This window comes from Lacticaseibacillus jixiensis (assembly GCF_042847315.1).
Classification (GTDB): Bacteria; Bacillota; Bacilli; order Lactobacillales; family Lactobacillaceae; genus Lacticaseibacillus; species Lacticaseibacillus jixiensis.
Map to the genome: position 1 here is coordinate 116,544 of NZ_BAAFPR010000007.1, position 18,624 is coordinate 135,167.

The window sequence follows — 18,624 nt, forward strand, 5'->3', positions numbered from 1 at the left end:
ATTGGCCAAGTCTTGATGGACTTAGTTCTCTGCTTCTTCAGCAGTTGGTTCGGGATCGGCATGGCCGCCGCCAAAATTCTTGCGGATGGCTTTGAAGTTGATCACGATCTTGAAGTTCAGCTCTGCGACGTTTTGTTTGTCGGCGGCTGCATAGTCAGTGATATCAAGCAGTGCCGAGTTTTCGTACATTTTCTGGACCGTGCCGGTAAAGGGCTTCTCCATGTCTTCTTTGACCTTGCATTCAAGCGAGTCGCCAAGATGAATATCTTCCTTGTTCAATACGATCAGATCCTTTCAGGTGTCGATTGATGATAAGTACACTACCTCATTTTGTAGGAGTATTCAAGGGTGCTAGCGAAAAAATTCACAAATAATTCTAATTTACCAATTTTGCCGAATCGATTCGCTTAAGTGGTATAGCAACCGCTTTACCGTGAGCCGCAGTCGATTCACAAAGCTTAACCGTTTACTGACGGGCAGTTAACGGCTAGAATAGATACTGTATGAAATGAGCGAAGCCGACGGATAATCTTGTGGCATCGCGAAAGAAGGAGACCATCAACATGACGAAACTGATCACTGAATTAACCCCAGAAGCGCAGGCCAAGGCCGTGCGTGACTTCACGCAGTTCTACTTAGACAAGTACCGCAACGAAGGCTTGGACTTGATCGCGCAAGCCGACGAATCCGGCCATGTGGCAGATATCAACGCTTGGTTGTCTGCTAACCACAGCTTCTCGACTGAAGAATTGATCGATGGCTTGATCGCCGATCGCGGCGACAACCTCAAGGCTTTACTGACTGCCATCAAGGCGCCATTTGATGATAACGGTTTGCCAGAAACACCATGGAACGATTGGTACAAAGCCAGCTTAGCCAGCATCCCACAAGGCCGTTAAAAACCAGAGCGGAGCAGCCCGAACTTAGCGGTGGATATAAGGCGGGATGACACCAAGGCGGTTTGTGCCTTCGTGGCGTCACGACTTATATCACGCCGCGTTGGGCTGCGCAGCTCGACGAAGACCACAGCGTATCAAGCGAGGACTCAATAAGGTAAAGTTTTGCTCGAGGCTCCGGACAGGCGTTGCTCCGGTGCGTGGTGCGGCCGTCTGCAACCGCGCAAAGGACGCGCGTTTTCCGCCTAAATTCAGAGCCAGGCGCTCGCTTTGCTCACTTGCCCGTCTCTGAATTTGCCGCGATCAGCGCAGCAAGCCTTGCACAGCCCGCAAGTCTTACTGTGCTGATCGTTTCACGGCCTGACCAGCTAGCCGCACCACGCACCTACGCAACGCCTGTCCTCCTTGATTGGAATCAGGATAGTGAGTAGGACGAGGAAGACCAGAGTGGAACAACTCGTTTCTGGCGATGTGCGTAAGCTGGCTTGAGCCACTGGCTGGGTTTTGCCATAGACTCAATGTCGTGCACGCAGTCGCGAAAACTCGAAACTTGCGACCCTTGCGCCCATGTTTTTAGCATCGCGCCGTATCCCATTTTTACGCAACTTTTACGCATTATCGCACTAGGCGGCCTCGGCCGTCTTTTTCTACAGGAGGATCCATGGATAAGTATCTGATTATTTCCGACATCGACGGCACCTTGTCGTATGATCATCAGCACGTCAGCGCTAAGACGGCGCAGGTGTTGCAACAGCTGATGGACGCCGGACACGAGTTCTATGCGGCAACTGGGCGGATGTATAACCTGGCTAAGATCATGACCGAGCAAGTCGATCCGCGCGCTGAGATCATCGCCTCCAATGGCGCAGTGTATGATTTCAACGGCTCACGCGTGCACCACTTGATGGGCGAGCACGCCTTGACCGTCACCGAACAAGCGGCCGGCGCCCAGGCGCTGACGGCGGTGTATTTCACCGACGACACCGTGTATTACACTAAGACGCCTAGCCAGAAGGTGGTTGACACCTTGATGAGCTTTGCGTCAGCTGCTGCCGATATTGCCGTGCAGCAGGTGCACACGGTGGAGAAATTGCTCGAACACGCTGGTGAAATCACCAACGGGATCATTTTCAGCCCAGATGATCCGGAACCGTTGGCGCGCACGATGATGACTTTGGCAGAAACCAACGCCATGCACTTGTCGGCCAGTGACGCGACTAACATCGAATTGATTCCCAAGCACGTCGACAAGTCGACGGCCATTGCCGAATTGCAGGCCAAAACAGGCATCCCCGCCAGCCGTACCATCGTCTTTGGCGATGGACTCAACGACTTGGGGATGCTGCAAGCCGCTGGCATCAGTGTCGCGATGGGCAACGCTGTGCCAGATGTGGCCAAAGCTGCGCGCTATCAAACCCTGGCCAACACGGAAGACGGCATTGCGCACTTCTTAAGCAATTGGTTTAAATAAGTATCAGCCTCATCAGCGCTTCTTACGATTGGTATCTTGAATCGTAAGAAGCGCTGTCTGTGTTGTCGTGAGAACATGGACAAAAGCCGGCACATTTGTTACGCTGGAAGCGCAATCAAACCGGTGCGTCATCACACATCGGGCAAACTCAAAAGGTGGGATAACTATGTATCAAGCAAGTGCTGATCGTTATGGTAGTGTACCGTTGCGCCATGCCGGACATTCTGGATTATTGTTGCCGGCAGTTTCTTTAGGCTTATGGCGCAACTTTGACTCAAGCTCACCGTTAGCCGATCGCCGCGCGTTATTGCTGCATGCTTTTGACGCTGGGGTGTTTCATTTTGACGTGGCGGATCATTATGGCGACCCGGATCTGGGGTCCAGCGAGAAACTGTTAGGCCAAGTGTTGGCTAGTGACTTGAAGCCGTATCGCGATGAGTTAGTCATTGCGACTAAAGGCGGCTTCTCGATTCACGAAGGCCCTTATGGCATCGGCCAGTCGCGCAAAGGCATCATGCAGCACATTGACGGCTCTTTGCGCCGGCTGCAAACGGATTATGTGGATGTTTATTATGCGCATCGCTTCGATCCGGAAACGCCGCTTGAAGAAACGGTGCAGGCTTTAGATGATGTGGTGCGCCAAGGCAAGGCGCTGTATATCGGGATCTCGAATTTCGAAACGCTGCAAGCTAAAGCGGCCATTAAGTTGTTTAAAGAGCTGCATACGCCGCTGGTGTTGAATCAAATGAGTTACAACATGTTTAACCGCAATGTTGAAGATACTGGCTTGTTGGATACACTGCGCGAAGGCGGCGTGGGCTTGATCGCTTATGGACCGCTGTCTGAGGGCTTGTTGAGTGATCGGTACTTGAACGGCTTTGATGAGAGTTTCTCGATTCATCACACGAATTCTGCCACGATGAAAGACGGCGAAGCAGCAGTTGTCGCCCGCCTCAATCAACTGAACGAAATCGCGAAGAATCGCAACCAAACCTTGTCGCAAATGGCGTTGGCTTGGCTGTTAAAAGATCCAGTCGTGGCCAGTGTGATCATTGGGACTACCAGTATCGAGCATTTCGATGATAACTTGAAAGCTGTTGAGAATTTGAAGTTTACGGCAGACGAATTGGCCGCAATCGACAAAATTACCAAAGCATAAACCAGAGCGGCGCAAAGCGGTTTTAGCGGTGGATATAAGGCGGGATGACGTTTGGGCGGTTTTGGCCCAAGCGGCGTCACGCCTTATATCACGCCGCGTTGCTTTGCAGAGCTCGACGAAGACCACAGTCGTTTAGGGCAGGCCCGGACAGGTGTTGCTCCGGCGCGTGTCCTACATTATCCAGGGCGAAGCAAAGCGGTCTTAGCGATGTGTGTAAGATGGCCTGAGCTAATGGCGGGCTTTGCCATAAGCTCGGGACAGCTTACACACAATCGCGTTGCTTTGCGCAGCTCGACGAAAACCAGAGCGGAGCAAAGCGCATTTAGCGGTGGATATAAGGCAGGATGACATTTGGGCGTACTTTGCCCAAGTGGCGTCATGACTTATATCACACCGCGTTGCTTTGCAGAGCTCGACGAAGACACCAAAGCGCACTTAGCGGGGGAGATCAGATGGGAGGACCCAAAGGCGGTTTGTATCTTGGCAGCGTCCCAGCTCGACGAGAAACCACAAAACAACGCCTGCCTGGCTCGTAAATGAGTCAGGCAGGCGTTGTTTGCGTTACTGGTTAAACCGGGCCAAGTGTTCGCGCAGGTATTTTGCGGTGTGGCCGTTGCCTTTTGCAATGGCTTCAGGGGTGCCGGTGGCGACGATTTGGCCGCCGAGTACGCCGCCTTCTGGGCCCATGTCCAAGATGTAATCCGCGTTGGCTAAGACGTCTAAGTCGTGTTCAATGGCCAACACGGTGCCGCCTTGAGCCAATAGGCGTGAGAAGACGTCAAGCAGCACCTGCACATCCAGCGGGTGCAAGCCGACGCTTGGTTCATCAAAGACGAACAAGGTGTGCGCTTGCGTTTTGCCTAAGTGGCTGGTCAAGCGCAGACGCTGAGCTTCGCCGCCTGACAAAGCCGGGGTGCTTTCGCCTAGGTGCAAATAGCCTAAACCCATGTCGTGCAAGGTGGTCAGCGTTGTTTCGATTGCGGCAACATCTGCAAAAATTGGCAAGGCTTCATCCACCGACAAGGCCAAGAGGTCGGCGATGCTATAGCCGTGCCAGCGGTATTTGAGCACCGCCGGGTTGTAACGCTGGCCGTGGCAAGTGGGGCAGGTTTCTTGCATGTCAGGCAGATATTGGATGTCTAAGCTGATTTGCCCGGTGCCGCCACAAGTCGGGCAGGCGCCGGATTTGACGTTATACGAGAAATCGCTGGCGGTTTTCTGATCGGCTTGCGCTTGCGGCAGCGCGGCAAACAGTGTCCGCAAATGATCGAGGATGTCGGTATAAGTCGCCACTGTAGAGCGGACGTTCTTGCCTACCGGCGTGGCATCGATGGCAACCACGCGGCGGATGCCTGAGCGTTTGACGTCTTTGGTGAACGCCGGGGCCGGGTGCGTTTTGGTCGCAGTCAAAGCTGGCACTAAGGCATCGAACACCAGCGTGGACTTGCCGGCGCCTGAGAAGCCTGACACCACCGAGAAGCGATTCAGTGGAAAATGCGCCGTCACGTCATGCAAGTTGAAGCGGTCAGTGACGGTGACGCCGTATTGCTTCGCCGACGCTGGCAGCTGCTGGCGCACACGCAATTGCGCTTTGCCGTTTAAGAACGGGCCGATCAAAGAGTCTGCAGCTTGCGCCAGTGTCTGAGGCGTTGCCACATGCAGCAATTGGCCGCCGTTAGCGCCGGCACCTGGGCCGATTTCCAACACTGTGTCGGCGGCTTCGATAATGGCGGTGTCGTGATCGACCACGATCACTGAGTTGCCTTGTGCGACTAACCCGCGCATCACGGCGATCAAGCCGTTGACATTGGCCGGATGCAAGCCGATGGATGGCTCGTCTAACACATACAACACGCCGGTGGTTTGGGTGCGCAAGGTGCGCGACAGTTGAATGCGCTGCAGTTCACCAGTGGATAAGCTGGCGCCGGCACGGCTAAGCTGCAAGTAACTCAACCCAAGATCAAGCAAGGGGCGCAGGATCTGTTGCAGCTCGCGAATGATGTCGTGGGCCAAAGGCTGCATCGTTTCTGGCAGCCAAGCCAATACTTGTGGCAGGAAGGCTTGCAATTGCGCCAAAGTCATGTCGCTGACTTGGGCGATATTTTTGCCGGCTAACAGTTGGCTCAACAACTCCGGCTTGAAGCGTGAACCGTGGCATGTTGGGCACACGCCGAATTGATAGAAGCGATTGAGGCGGGCGATGGCGCGCTCGTTGGTGGTGGTGGCCATGGAATCTAATACAGCATTATAGGCGTTCTCATACATGGCGTTGTCCATGTGGAAGATCTTGCCGCTTTTGCTGGGGATATTGATGGCGTAAGTTTGCTTGGGGCCGTGCAGCACCATATCTTGTTGGGCCTTTGGCAATTGGTCAAAAGGCGTGTCGATGTCAACGCCGGCATATTGGGCGACAATTTGCATGAAGTTGCGCCCAGGCAGGCGCCAAGAAGCCACGGCGCCGTCGCGGATGGTTTTGCTTGGATCAGGGATCAGGCGTTCAGGCGCTAAAGTCTTGGCTTGGCCGGTACCGCCGCAAGTGGGGCAAGCGCCTGCGGAATTAAAGGCAAAACTCTCTGCCCCATACAATTTGATGGTGGCGTGGCACACTGGACAAGTCAGGTGCGCTTGTTCGCCTTGGGTGTCCATCATATGGGCGATTTCAAGCGTCGGCGGCAATTGGTGGCCATTGGGGCAGCGCGGGGAGCCGAGGCGCGAGAACATCAAGCGAATCACGTTAAGCGCTTCGGTGGTGGTGCCTACAGTGCTTCTGATGCCAGGCACTACCGGGCGCTGCCTTAAAGCAATGGCGCTGGGGATATGTTCGATTTTGTCGACTTGGGCGTGGGTTTGTTGGCCTAAGCGCCGCCTGGTGTAAGTGGACAGCGCCGACACATAGCGGCGCATGCCTTCAGCGTATAAGACGCCCATAGCCAGGCTGGATTTGCCAGAGCCGCTGCGGCCGGTGATGGCCACCAGTTGGTGTAAGGGGATGTCCACGTCGACATGGCGCAGATTGTTCACGTGAGCGCCGCGCACAACGATGTGGTCGACATTCGTGGTATCATGAGACATATGTTGTAACCTTCTTTTTAACTTATCTAATTAATTATCTGACTCGGGAGGAACCGTCATGCAACCAATCGCCTTATCCCACCGCAGTATTCGCCGCTTCAAAAATGAGCCAGTGCCTGTGGCAACTTTAGAGAAAGTCGCCCAAGCCACCAGCTCAAGTGAGTTCTTGCAATCTTTTACTATGATCCAAGTCAAAGACTTGGCCCTTCGCGAGCAAATCGCCGCGATTTCCGGCTCAGGGGACTTCATTAAAGGCCCTGGGGCATTGTTCATCTTCGTGGTCGATACCCATCGCGACATTCAATTGACCCCAAAAGGTGCTGATGTGGCCAACTTCAGCAATTGGAATGCGTTCTTGGCTGGCGTATTTGATGCGACGCTGGCGGTGCAAAACACCTTGCTGGCTGCAGAAAGCCAAGGTTTAGGCGGGGTGATCTTAGGCAGCATCTTGAACGATCCGCAACAAATGATCGACTTATTGCACTTACCGGATCACACTTTTCCGCTGTTAGGGTTGGCGATCGGCGTGCCGGATCAAGACCCTGAAGCCAAGCCGCGCTTGCCTAAAGCTGCCGTATTTGGCGTCGACGGGTATCCTGAAGCCGGTGGGCTGCAAGATTATGATACCACCCTTGGCGCGTATTACGCACATCGCAGCGGCAATCCGCGCCAAGAGACCTTCACGTCGCTGGTGGTGCGCCACTTGACGCAAGATCAGCATCACCGCAACGAAATCGGGGCGATTTTGCGCCGGCAAGGGTTTATTCTGCCGCAGTAAGGGCTTGATTAGCCGCTTCCAATAACGTGATCAGCGCCACGAATTGGCCTTGGCCCATTTGTTGTTGCAAAGTCGTCACTTGCGCCAAGTACAGTGTTTTTAAGGCGCTGGCTTCGACTTGGCCGGTGGGCGTCAAGGTAATGGCGAAGCTGCGTTTGTCTTTGGGGTTGACGACTTTCTCCACCAGGTCATCGGCGACTAACCCGGCGATCGCTTTGGTCACTGCGGCGCGCGACACGTGCCATTCTTGCGCGAAAGTGCTAGGCGTGGGCTGGTCGTTGCGCGAACTTAAGCTCAGCAGCAGCCGCATTTCTGGGGTGGTGCGCAGTTGACTGTTGGGGGTCGTGAGGTGGCGAAATTGTTGCAGCGTTTCATTGGCTGTTAGCAGGTCATTGGTCATGATTTCCTCCTTGTGAGCGGCTGTCTATGACTTAATTGTACCGAGTTACTATCTCAACAAGCAAGGAAGAGCCTATGGACCAAGAAATTCTAACCAATTATGCCAAGCAAGGCGCGGCTTTAGACCATTCCGGCCACGCTTTCGACCATATCCAGCGCGTGGTGGCCAACGCGCAGTTGCTGCTGCAACAAACCCCGCAAGCTGACGCGGCAGTGGTGTTAGCCGCAGCAGTGTTGCATGATACTTACGATGATAAACTAGTCGCCTCAGTGACTATTGCCAAAAGGCGCACCAAACAAGTGTTGGCCCAAGCTGGCGCGACGGTTGCGCAGCAAGAGGCGATCATTGCAATCATCGATCATATGAGCTTCAAAGCCAACTTGGCGGCGCATCAAGTGCTGAGTTTGGAAGGTCAATTGGTGCAAGACGCCGATCGCTTGGATGCGATCGGCGCCGTGGGGATTGCGCGCACCTTCATGTATGGCGGCGCCCATGGCAGCCGCATGTATGATCCTAAGCGCTTACCGCGCCATCACCTGGACGAAACGGCGTATCGCAGCGATGAATCAACGGTGCTTAATCATTTTGACGAGAAGTTGTTTAAGCTGGCTGCGCAAATGAACACGCCGCAAGCCAAAGCCATTGCCGCCAAGCGCGATGCGGTGATGCATGAATTCGTGGCCGAGTTCTTGGCTGAAGTGACCGGTCGTGCGTAGCCTTTTGTGGCAAAATGGTTGCATGGTACAATACGGGTATTGTATATTGATTGGGCAGTTGTTTTTGTGAGACAACTGACATGCCGTCTTAGCTCAGTAGGTAGAGCGCAGCCGTGGTAAGGCTGAGGTCGCTGGTTCAAATCCAGCAGACGGCATATATACCAGAGCGGAGTAAAGCGGTTTTAGCGGTGGATATAAGATGGGATGACGCAAAGGCGCTCTTTGCCTTGGCGGCGTCACAGCTTATATCACGCCGCGTTGCTTTGCGCAGCTCGACGAAGAAACCAGAGCGGAGCAAAGCGTATTTAGGGCGGAGTGTAAGGCAGGATGACGTTTGGGCGTTCTTTGCCCAAGCGGCGTCATGCCTTACACGCAAGCCCGTTGCTTTGCGCAGCTCGACGAAGACCACAGCGTATCAAGCGGGGACTCGATCAAGACGCAGGTGTTGGCTAAGCCCGGCCAGGTGCCGCTTCGGCGCGCGGGGCAAGCGACGGCGCAGGCAGTGCGGCCGGCTCCAACCGCGCTGAGAAACGCGCGTTTTCCGCCTAAGTTTCAAGCCCCGCATCGCTTTGCTCAGCGCGGGTCTTGAAACTTGCCGCGAGCAGCATCGCAAGCCAAGCACAACCCGCTTGTCTTACGATGCTGCTCGTTTCACGGCCTGACCGTCGCTTGCCCCGCGCGCCTACGCGGCACCTGGCCTCCTGTATTTGAATCAGGATCGGTACTGGGCATTATCCGGTTAACCATGCTTACTCGTGTCATCTTCACTTAGGGAGGTTTTCCATGTCTATTGGTAAATTTATCGGCCGCATCGCCACTGTGGTAGGGTGTTTTGCCTTATATGCCTTGGCGCAAACAGTTGCGGTGTTGCCGACGATGATCGGCGGCGGCAAAACGTCTGCGACGGTGATCGCGGTGGTGTTTGGCATCAGCTTCGGTGGTTTGATTTATCTGCTGGCGTCGATTTATCGCTACTTTCTGCGCAGCGAACGACCGCAACTGTATGGGCCGCTGCGGCCCACCAGAAAGACTTGGCGTTTCATGCTGCTGATGGTGGTGCTGTTGGTGGCGATTCAAGTCGTCGCCAGCATCGCTACCAGCACGCATGCGATCCCAGAATCCAATAACCAAGAATCGATCATGACCTCCATGCAACAAGCCCCGCTGGCTATGGCGTTAGTGGCCGTGATCGGCGCGCCGCCGGTGGAAGAGCTGCTTTTTCGCGGATTGTTGATGCACAGTTTTCCTCATCAAGATCAGAAACAGTGGGTGTGGGTTTCCGGTATCGTGTCGGCAGCGGTGTTTGGCTTGTTGCATTCCGGTTTCAAAGATCCGGCCAACTGGTTGGTGTATAGTGCTTTAGGCGGGGTGTTCGTGCTGACCTATGCCAAGACCAAAGATATACGCTATAGCATGGCGTTACATTTTCTGAATAATTTCGCCGCGCTGTTTCTATAAGCGACATTATTAAGCCGTACTGCAAATCGTTAGTCGTAGACCATAAAACAATGTCAAGCAACATAAACGAACCCTGTCCCGCGCCATTTGCTCTTTCAATGGCGCGGGACAGGGTTCGTTTTTTTTATTGTAGGCTAACGATACTTGATCGTGGTTCAGATTGTTTGGGTATTCTTCATTAACGGCGTATCAATTTATTATCAATTATTGAGGCCAGCCATTACGATATTCTTAATCAAAAATATCTTTAGCTGCCTGTTTTAATCGGTTCAAAAGTTTATCAGATACATGCCCAACGATCTCAGTATGCCGTGCAACGGCATCATAAGTCGGCAATTGCCACAAAACGATGTTGCCTTCGACACCACTGGACAGATCGGCAAACCGCTCGTACCAATTCTGATCGCCAAAGGTACTATGCGTCACGACCATTCCAATCACCATCTTGGTTGCGTGATTATAATCAGAGTTTGACAAAACAATCATCGGACGTCGATTGTTATTTGTTTCAGGGTTGTGGCCGCCAAATTCTTTACCGGCATGTGGTTCGGCATCAATAAATATAATGTCGCCTTGTTTAGGCATCCGCATGACTATAACTCCCTACCTTTTCGTGGCTCTTCAAAGATATTACCCATGTGATCAAGATCAGCTCGGAAGTCATAATTTTTGGCTGCTTGCGTGTGCCAAGGGTTAACGTGTTGAGGTTCATATAATAATGAACCGTCGTCTTGGACGACCAACACGAACTCTTTACCTGCTTCCACACCCACTTCGGCTGGAATTGTCAGGCTCAATGAGTTCCCAGATTTGCGTGCGACAAATCGGCCAACAATTTTTCCTGGCTTAGATAACTTCTCTGCCATAGGATCATCTCCTCTTCGTACGTACAAGTATACACACACTCAACCATACTTACAAGTACTTACATCACAATTAGCTCCGCGTCAGTAGTGGCGCAACGCGGTGAGATATAAGTCGTGACGCCGCTTGGGCATAAACCGCCCAAACGTCATCCCACCTTATATCTACCTCTAAAAGCGCGCCACTCCGCTCTGGTATCGTCGAGCTGCGCAAAGCAACGCGATTGTGTATAAGTCGTGACGCCCCTAAGGCAAAGTACGCCTTTGCGTCATCCCGCCTTATACGCATCGCTAAACCCGCTTTGCTCCGCTCTGGTCCATCGTCGAGCTGCGTGGCGCAACGCGGCGTGATATAATTCGTGACGCCGCTTGGGCATAAACCGCCCAAACGTCATCCCGCCTTATATCCACCGCTAAAAGCGCGCCACTCCGCTCTGGTTCTATAACACGCCAATTTTTGTCAGGGTTTGCGGCGTGTACAACTCGCTGGACAACTCGGCAACTAAAGGTGATGGCGCATCGATGCCGATCAAGATCAGCTGATGCAAGGCTCTGGTGGTTAAAGTATACAAGATGTCGCGGTCGGCTTCGGTGCCGTAAGTGGCTTTGGAAACATCCCAGCCGATCACCGCATCAAATTCCAAGCCTTTGGCCAAGTAGACTGGCAAAATCAAGCAGCCAGAGTGCATGGTGTGATCGGCTGGCGACAGAAGGTGCGTCGGGGTGTCGATTTTCAAGGTGGCGAACAACTTGGTGGCTGCGGCGTGGTTTTTGGTTAAGATGGCCACGGTGTGATTGCTGCGCAACAAGGTGTTGGTCAATTGGGTCAAAGCCGCCATGGCGGCGTCTTGCGTGACGGTCAACACGCGCGGCTTTTCGCCGTCGCGGTTGAAGGCCAGAATATGGTCGCTTTTTGGCAGCAAGGCTTTGCCGAAGTTGGTGATTGGCCGCGTGGAGCGGTAACTCTTGTTTAACGAGATCAATTCAACTTTCATGCCGGCAAAGACTTGCTTCATTTCGTGAATGAAGTCGCTAGGCTGATAATTGGCGGTGAAGACATCTTGTTTGGCATCGCCTAACAAAGTCAGCTTGGCTTTAGGAAAGGCGTAATGCAAATAGCGAAGTTGGCACATCGAGTAGTCTTGCATTTCATCGACAAACAGGTATTGGATCTGGTGGTTTTGCCCAGAACCGGCGATAGTGTTGCGCAGATATAAAATCGGCGCAGCATCTTCTAGGCGCAATTGGTGCGCTTCTAAGTCATTGGCGTAAGCTTGCGTCATCGCAGACCATACTTCAGAATCGACCCCTGGGGCACACACGGTGTCCAAGAAGCGCTGGTATTCTTGGTATTCATCGAGAAAATAGTCATTATAAATCGCGTCATACACTGGGGCAAAAGCGTCGGCCACTACGGCTTCGGCAATATAGCGTGCTTCTTGGTCGCCGTCAGCGAATTCTTTGTCGCCGAGAATGGCGCGGGCTTGATCGTCTGACAACAAGTCTAAGCGCTCTTGCACCCAATCTTCATAAGCGGCTAATTTGATGCGGGTGCGCAAGCGGCGGATCAAGGTGTTCTTGGTGTCTAAGAACTTATTGGCAGCCGTGGCGGCAGCGGGTTGTTTGGCGTAGATCTTGGCGATGGTTTTGGCCGAGAAGAAGACTTCGCCATTCAACATAATGTCGACAAAATACGGCACCGGCACGTGGTTGGCGTAATCGCGCACCAAGTCTAAGTACCCGGCGCTTTCTTTGAAGCGGCGCATGCGCTTGGTGGCTTCCGGCAAGTTAGCGGCGTCTTGTTCGAAGCGTTCAAACAGCGTCTGCACATGCAAGCCGTTGAAGCGCTTGGCAAAGAATTCATACATCGTGGCTTGGCGCATGTTCTTCTCGCCAAGGCTGGGCAAGACGGCGGAGATGTAGTTGGCAAACAATTGGTTCGGCGAAAACAGCACCATTTGATCGGCATCCAATGCTGCTCTGGCGTGATACAGCAAATAGGCCACGCGCTGCAATACCGCAGAGGTTTTGCCAGAGCCGGCGACGCCTTGCACCACTAAGACGTCAGCGGAAGTGTCTCTGATGATGTCGTTTTGTTCTTTCTGGATGGTGGCGACGATGTTTTGCATGTAGTCGTCGGTTTGGTTGCCTAACACCGCTTGCAAGATCTCATCGCCAACCGTTTCATTGGTATCAAACATGTTGGTGATGCGGCCGTGTTCGATCATGAACTGGCGCTTCAAGTCCAAGGTCACGGTTTGCTTGCCCACCGGCGTGTCATAACTCACCGGCCCAAGCGTGCCGTTGTAGTAGACACTGGCGATTGGGGCGCGCCAGTCGTACACCAGGAATTGATTGTCTTGGTCCATGAAGGTGCCGGTGCCGATGTACATGGTTTCGGTGGTGCCTTCATCGGTGATGTCGATGCGGCCAAAATACGGGTTGCGGCTTAAGCGCGTCAGGCGGTTTTGCTCATGGGACAAGATGGTTTCGTTTTCCACAGCGCGGGCGACCATCATCTTCTGTTGCTGCACGGCGGCGTTGGTTTCCATCCGGTCGTCGATTTCGGTGATGTTGACCTTGGTGGCATCACCATAACTTTGCTCGATCAATGCGGTGTCTTGGTGCGCTTCTTTGATTTGCGTGGCGATGGTGGCCAAGCGCTGGTGCAGCTTGGTCATGACGGCATCGACTCTGATTTGTTCTAGCGCTTTGGTAGCATTCTCCATGGCGCACCTCCTTGTAATTCAGTCCATCTAGTTTAGAGCAAGCGCTGCTTCTTGACAAGTCCTATCGATAAAAGGGTATATTCGCAGCGATAGTTATAGTAGTAAAAAATTGTCCTTCTGCCTTTTCTCGAGTAGAATCAAGGCAGAGACGCTATTGTGGAGGTGTAGAATTTGAATGAATATGATGTGATCATTATTGGCGCAGGGCCGGCGGGGATGGCGGCGGCTAACGTCTTAGCGAGCCATCAGCGGGCATTGATGTTTGAAGGGGATTTGTGGGGCGGCACTTGCCCTAATCGCGGCTGCGATCCGAAGAAGATGTTGTACCGTGCCGCTGAAGTCAAAGCCGCCGCAGCCAGCATGGCCCAAGTTGGAATCATCAGCGAAACGGCGATCGCTTGGCCGAAGTTGATGCATTTCAAGCGTTCGTATACCGATACGGTACCGGAGAAAACCTTGGCCAGCTTGAACGCGTTAGGGGTGGTAACGCGGCATGCGCGGCCGCATTTTGTCGATGCGCATACGGTGCAAGCCGAAGATGTGACTTATACGGCCAAGAATATCATCATCGCTACTGGACGGGTGCCGGCCAAGCCGGATATTCCAGGTGCTGAGCTGTTGCAAACCAGCACTGAATTCTTGAATCTGTCGCAATTGCCGCAAAGCATTGCCTTCATCGGTGCTGGTTATGTTGCCGTGGAATTGGCCAACATCGCAGCCTTAGCCGGCTCGACAGTGCATATTATCAACCGCTCCAAGCGCTTGTTGCGCGGGTGGGACCGCGACGCCACCGAGACTTTGCGCCAGTTGATGATCCAGCGCCGCGTGCGCTGGCATGACGAAGTGAGCTTAACGGCGGTGCGCCCGGCAGTCAACGGCGTGCGTTTGTTAGGCGAAGAAGGTTTTGAATTGGTGGTGAACACCGCTTTTTCTGCGATCGGGCGGGTGCCGGCGATGGACTTGGGGTTGGACAAGATCGGCTTGTTGCCAACGTCAGACGGCTTGCGGGTAGATGCCCACATGCAAACCGATGTGCCGCATGTGTATGCCATCGGCGATGTGGTGGACAAAATGGAGCCGAAGCTGACGCCGGTGGCCAGCTTTGAAGGCCGTTATGTGGGGCGGCATTTGTTGGGGGTGAGCGATCCTATCCAATACCCGGCGATTCCTGAGATCATCTTTGGTGCCACTGAGCTGGCGCATGTCGGCGTGCGGCTGGATGCGGCCAAGGCGCAGCCGGAGCGATATTTGGTGCGTGACCAAGATGTGTCACACTGGTACACTTATAATCGGGTCCAAGATGAAACGGCGCGCGTGGTGACCATCACTGATCGCGAGTCCGGTGATTTGGTGGGGGCGTTGATCGTGTCGGCGCATGCGGAAGAATTGGTGAATCAATTCGCGCTGTTGATCGATTCGCATACGTCGAATATGGCCAGGGAGCTGATCTACGGCTATCCCAGCGTTTCCAGCGACCTGCAATACTTGTTGCGCACCCCGCGCAGCTAACTGAGGAGAAAAAAGTTTATGTCGGCATTCAGTTCAATATTGTTAGTAATCGGGCTGATCCTAGCGGTGATTTTTGTGGTGGTGTTTGCCATTGGCCACAAGTTCCGCAACGATAACCAAAGCTTCGGCCGCGCGATGGAATTAGGCGGTATGATCGGCGTCTTCGTTTGTGTGGTGGGCGTGTTCTTAACCGTACTGTTCAACATGATGTAACCCCAGAGCGGAGCAAAGCGGGTTTAGCGGCTGATATAAGATGGGATGACACAAAGGCGGTCTTTGCCTCGGTGGCGTCACAGCTTATATCATTGCCGCGTTGCTTTGCGCAGCTCGACGATGGACCAGAGCGGAGCAGCCCGAACTTAGCGATGTGTATAAGATGGCCTGAGCTAATGGCGGTCTTTGCCATAAGCTCGGGACAGCTTATACGCGATCGCGTTGGGCTGCGCAGCTCGACGAAGACCACAGTCGTTAAGGGCCCGGACAGGTGTTGCTCCGGCGCGCGGTGCGGCAAGCTGGCGCAGGCTGTGCGGCCGGCTCCAACCACGCTGAAAAGCGCGTGTTTTCCGCCTAAATTCAGAGCCAAGCGCTCGCTTTGCTCGCCTGCTTGTCTCTGAATTTGCCGCGATCAGCACAGCAAGCCTTGCACAACCCGCAAGTCTTACTGTGCTGATCGTTTCACGGCCTGACCAGCTTGCCGCACCACGCGCCTGCGCAACACCTGTCCTACATCATTTGAATCAGGATGGGCAATGGGCGATGAGAAGCCGGTCTATATTTAGTGATGCAATCTGCTTGGTGATGAAGACTGACGTGATCTGTTCCAATGAGATCGCGTTTTTTTCGCGGCTAGATAATCAACTGGATGATCCAGGTTGCACGCAACCGTTGACATTTTCGGTGGTGTTCACTAAGATTAACGGTAACGTCAATACTTGCGATGTTTGCCGAAACAATTCAGATGTGCAGAGAGTTCCTGTGACTGAGAAAGGAATCATCTGGTTTCGGTGAGTTGGCTCGTGAGGGACTATTCGGTGGGAGCGCCTTAAGCCATTTGAGAGGTCATCGCATGCGGTGGCAAATTAGGTGGTACCGCGCTTCGTCGTCCTATGTTGAATTTTCAGCATAGGACGACTTTTTGTATACCAAAGCGGAGCAGCCCGAACTCAGCTGGACATTTTTACATGACTTGCGACATTCATTATTCCAGGAGGATAACATTATGGCTAAACACACATTCTTAACTGGCGACCGGCCAACTGGGCGCTTGCATATTGGACATTATATCGGCAGTTTACAAAACCGCGTGGCGCTGCAGAATTCCGGCGATTACAACAGCTATGTGATGATCGCTGACACCCAGGCGCTGACAGATAACGCCAACAACCCGGAGAAGATCCGCAACTCGCTGATGGAAGTCGCACTGGATTATTTGGCGGTGGGCATCGATCCGAAGAAAACAACGATCTTGGTGCAAAGCGCCATTCCGGCTTTGTCAGAATTGACCATGTATTACTTGGATCTTGTCACGGTTAACCGCCTCAACCGCAACCCGACGGTCAAAGCCGAGATCCAGCAGAAGGCTTTTGGTGAATCTGTGCCGGCTGGCTTCTTCATTTATCCGGTCAGCCAAGCTGCTGATATCACTGCCTTCAAGGCCGACACGGTGCCGGTGGGCGATGATCAAGAACCGATGTTGGAACAAACTCGCGAAATCGTGCGCACTTTCAACCGCACGTATAACGCAGACGTTCTGGTCGAACCAGACGGCTATTTCCCACCGAAGGGCTCCGGCCGCTTACCTGGTATCGACGGCAATGCCAAAATGTCCAAGTCCTTGAACAACGGCATTTATTTGGCTGATGACGCCGACACGGTACAAAAGAAGATCATGAGCATGTACACCGATCCTAACCACATTCATGTGCAAGACCCAGGCCAAGTCGAAGGCAATGTGGTGTTCACTTACCTCGACATTTTTGACCCAGACAAGGCTAAGGTGGCAGAACTTAAGGAACAATACCAACACGGCGGCTTAGGCGATGTGAAAATCAAGCGTTACTTGAATGACGTGATGGAAGCGGTATTGACGCCGATTCGCCAGCGTCGCGAAGAATACGCCAAAGACATGGCCAGCGTGCAAGAGATCTTGATCGAAGGCACAGCGCGCGCCAATGAAGTGGCCAACCAGACCTTGCAAGAAGTCCGCGACGCCATTGGCTTCAACTACTTCAAATGATCAATAAGCGGGTAAAAAGTCTGCACGCCTTAGGCACTGCCATCAACTTGACCGTTTTCAATGAGCTTGATGACGCCGCCTTAGAAGCTGCGGCGGTGTTGATCGCGCGGCAAGAAGACCGCCTGACTGTCAATCGCGAGCATTCTGAGGTCATGGCGGTTAACGCGGCCGCCGGCGAGTCTGCGGTGGCGGTGTCTTCGGCAACTTATCAATTGATCGCCCAAGCCGTCGCGGCCAGTCGTGAGAACTTCGGCTTCAATGCGTTGATCGGACCGTTGGTGAAGCTGTGGAAAATCGGTTTTGCCGGGGCCAATGTACCAGACCAAGCCGATATCGCGGCGCGCTTGGCGTTGTGCGACCCGGCAGATGTGGTGTTAGACGCCACTGCCCATACCGTAATGCTGCGGCAAGCGGGGATGGAGCTGGACCTTGGCGGGATTGCCAAAGGCGCCATTGCCGATCAGATCCGCACGTTGTGGCAAGCTTACGGGGTGCAAGCGGGGATCATTGACCTGGGTGGTAATTTGTTGTTTGTCGGCGAATCCTTGCGACGCAGCGATGGCCGGTGGGTGATCGGCGTGCAAGACCCGGCCAAACAGCGTGATGTCAATTTAGGCCGCGTGATTCTGCCGGCGGTGTCGGCGGTGACTAGCGGTATTTATGAGCGCTTCTTGATCAAAGACGGCAAGCAATACCATCATCTGCTGGATCCGCGCACCGGCTATCCTTTGCAAACGGCGCTGGCCGGGGTGACGGTGTTCACCACCGATTCGGTGCAAGGCGAGCTTGAAGCCAAGCGTTTGTTCTTCCACGGCGCCGCCCCTGATGATTGGTTAACCGATCCGACGCATTTCGGCGCGGTGTTCGCTTATCAAGACGGTCATCACGAAAGTATCGGCGTGACGCTGGAATAGTAGGCAAAGAAGCCGTGTATCCGATTGGGGATGCACGGCTTCTTTGCGTCGCGATGACTGCGTTTTCTCGTAAACCTAAGTACAAGAAAAAGACAAAGAAAAAATCGCGCTAAAGCTTTTACCCGAGTAGCAGCGCGATGATTCTTTGTCGTTAAGCAAAAAGGTTGCCGTCAATGACTGCCTGCTAGGACAAGCATTGTCCGGACCGAGCGCGGTGCTGACACACCGTGCTTAATCATAATAACATGGCGTGTAGAAACTGGGCAACCTTATTAAATAACTAATTTGTGAATAAACAGCCACCGATTAATGTAGAACGACTGACTGGATAGTTGAGCAATTCGTAATTATAAATAACAGAAATGGATATATTATTTCCTACTGTACAACATTAAATAACGAATTTAAATCCCTAGTCTCTCG

16 protein-coding genes and 1 tRNA gene are annotated in these 18,624 nt (G+C 53.3%); 11 read left to right on the top strand and 6 right to left on the bottom strand.

Annotated elements, in window-relative coordinates; all coding sequences use genetic code 11:
• Positions 1-21: 21 nt before the first annotated feature.
• Positions 22-279, bottom strand: coding sequence for a DUF2187 domain-containing protein (locus ACGG90_RS06415; RefSeq protein ID WP_390407284.1), 258 nt, complete (start codon positions 277-279; stop codon positions 22-24).
• Between the two features lie 284 nt (positions 280-563).
• Between ACGG90_RS06415 and ACGG90_RS06420 the strand changes: the two genes are divergently transcribed.
• From ACGG90_RS06420 to ACGG90_RS06430, 3 genes are all read left to right on the top strand, one after another.
• A complete protein-coding gene (locus ACGG90_RS06420; protein ID WP_390407287.1) occupies positions 564-899 on the top strand; it encodes a hypothetical protein in 336 nt (111 codons plus the stop codon).
• A gap of 658 nt (positions 900-1,557) precedes the next feature.
• A complete protein-coding gene (locus tag ACGG90_RS06425; protein ID WP_390407290.1) occupies positions 1,558-2,367 on the top strand; it encodes an HAD family hydrolase in 810 nt (269 codons plus the stop codon).
• A gap of 166 nt (positions 2,368-2,533) precedes the next feature.
• Positions 2,534-3,526, top strand: coding sequence for an aldo/keto reductase (locus tag ACGG90_RS06430; protein WP_390407293.1), 993 nt, complete (start codon positions 2,534-2,536; stop codon positions 3,524-3,526).
• Between the two features lie 561 nt (positions 3,527-4,087).
• On the opposite strand, the gene ACGG90_RS06435 is transcribed toward ACGG90_RS06430, so the two are convergent.
• Entirely contained in the window at positions 4,088-6,598 is a 2,511-nt protein-coding gene (locus ACGG90_RS06435) for an excinuclease ABC subunit UvrA (protein WP_390407296.1), read from the bottom strand.
• A gap of 58 nt (positions 6,599-6,656) precedes the next feature.
• Here ACGG90_RS06435 and ACGG90_RS06440 point away from each other — a divergent pair, with 58 nt between their 5' ends.
• Positions 6,657-7,376 (top strand): nitroreductase family protein, encoded by a 720-nt coding sequence (locus ACGG90_RS06440; protein WP_390407298.1) that lies wholly within the window; start codon positions 6,657-6,659, stop codon positions 7,374-7,376.
• Here ACGG90_RS06440 and ACGG90_RS06445 read toward each other — a convergent pair.
• A complete protein-coding gene (locus ACGG90_RS06445) occupies positions 7,360-7,776 on the bottom strand; it encodes a MarR family winged helix-turn-helix transcriptional regulator (protein ID WP_390407301.1) in 417 nt (138 codons plus the stop codon). The genes ACGG90_RS06440 and ACGG90_RS06445 overlap by 17 nt on opposite strands.
• 74 nt (positions 7,777-7,850) lie before the next feature.
• Between ACGG90_RS06445 and ACGG90_RS06450 the strand changes: the two genes are divergently transcribed.
• The 3 genes from ACGG90_RS06450 to ACGG90_RS06460 all read left to right on the top strand — a co-directional run bounded on the left by ACGG90_RS06450 (position 7,851) and on the right by ACGG90_RS06460 (position 9,950).
• The gene (locus ACGG90_RS06450) at positions 7,851-8,492 is read left to right on the top strand and encodes an HD domain-containing protein (RefSeq protein WP_390407305.1); all 642 of its coding nucleotides are present in this window, start codon (positions 7,851-7,853) and stop codon (positions 8,490-8,492) included.
• An 82-nt stretch (positions 8,493-8,574) separates the two neighbouring features.
• Positions 8,575-8,647 (top strand) — tRNA-Thr (locus ACGG90_RS06455).
• Positions 8,648-9,275: 628 nt separating this feature from the next.
• Positions 9,276-9,950, top strand: a complete 675-nt coding sequence (locus tag ACGG90_RS06460) for a CPBP family intramembrane glutamic endopeptidase (RefSeq protein WP_390407308.1) — start codon at positions 9,276-9,278, stop codon at positions 9,948-9,950.
• Positions 9,951-10,181: 231 nt separating this feature from the next.
• Here the strand turns inward: ACGG90_RS06460 and ACGG90_RS06465 are convergent, their stop codons facing one another.
• From ACGG90_RS06465 to helD, 3 genes are all read right to left on the bottom strand, one after another.
• The gene (locus tag ACGG90_RS06465) at positions 10,182-10,541 is read right to left on the bottom strand and encodes a type II toxin-antitoxin system PemK/MazF family toxin (RefSeq protein ID WP_390407309.1); all 360 of its coding nucleotides are present in this window, start codon (positions 10,539-10,541) and stop codon (positions 10,182-10,184) included.
• A gap of 2 nt (positions 10,542-10,543) precedes the next feature.
• The gene (locus ACGG90_RS06470) at positions 10,544-10,816 is read right to left on the bottom strand and encodes an AbrB/MazE/SpoVT family DNA-binding domain-containing protein (protein WP_390407312.1); all 273 of its coding nucleotides are present in this window, start codon (positions 10,814-10,816) and stop codon (positions 10,544-10,546) included.
• 437 nt (positions 10,817-11,253) lie between these two features.
• Positions 11,254-13,542, bottom strand: a complete 2,289-nt coding sequence (gene helD, locus ACGG90_RS06475; protein WP_390407315.1) for an RNA polymerase recycling motor HelD — start codon at positions 13,540-13,542, stop codon at positions 11,254-11,256.
• A 171-nt stretch (positions 13,543-13,713) separates the two neighbouring features.
• Between helD and ACGG90_RS06480 the strand changes: the two genes are divergently transcribed.
• From ACGG90_RS06480 to ACGG90_RS06495, 4 genes are all read left to right on the top strand, one after another.
• Complete coding sequence (locus tag ACGG90_RS06480; RefSeq protein WP_390407318.1) at positions 13,714-15,051, top strand: dihydrolipoyl dehydrogenase family protein; 1,338 nt, start codon at positions 13,714-13,716, stop codon at positions 15,049-15,051.
• An 18-nt stretch (positions 15,052-15,069) separates the two neighbouring features.
• Positions 15,070-15,264 (top strand): hypothetical protein, encoded by a 195-nt coding sequence (locus ACGG90_RS06485; protein WP_390407321.1) that lies wholly within the window; start codon positions 15,070-15,072, stop codon positions 15,262-15,264.
• A gap of 1,006 nt (positions 15,265-16,270) precedes the next feature.
• Positions 16,271-17,287, top strand: coding sequence for a tryptophan--tRNA ligase (trpS, locus tag ACGG90_RS06490; protein ID WP_390407324.1), 1,017 nt, complete (start codon positions 16,271-16,273; stop codon positions 17,285-17,287).
• Positions 17,284-18,201, top strand: coding sequence for an FAD:protein FMN transferase (locus tag ACGG90_RS06495; RefSeq protein ID WP_390407327.1), 918 nt, complete (start codon positions 17,284-17,286; stop codon positions 18,199-18,201). The genes trpS and ACGG90_RS06495 overlap by 4 nt, the downstream gene beginning before the upstream one ends.
• Positions 18,202-18,624: the final 423 nt, after the last annotated feature.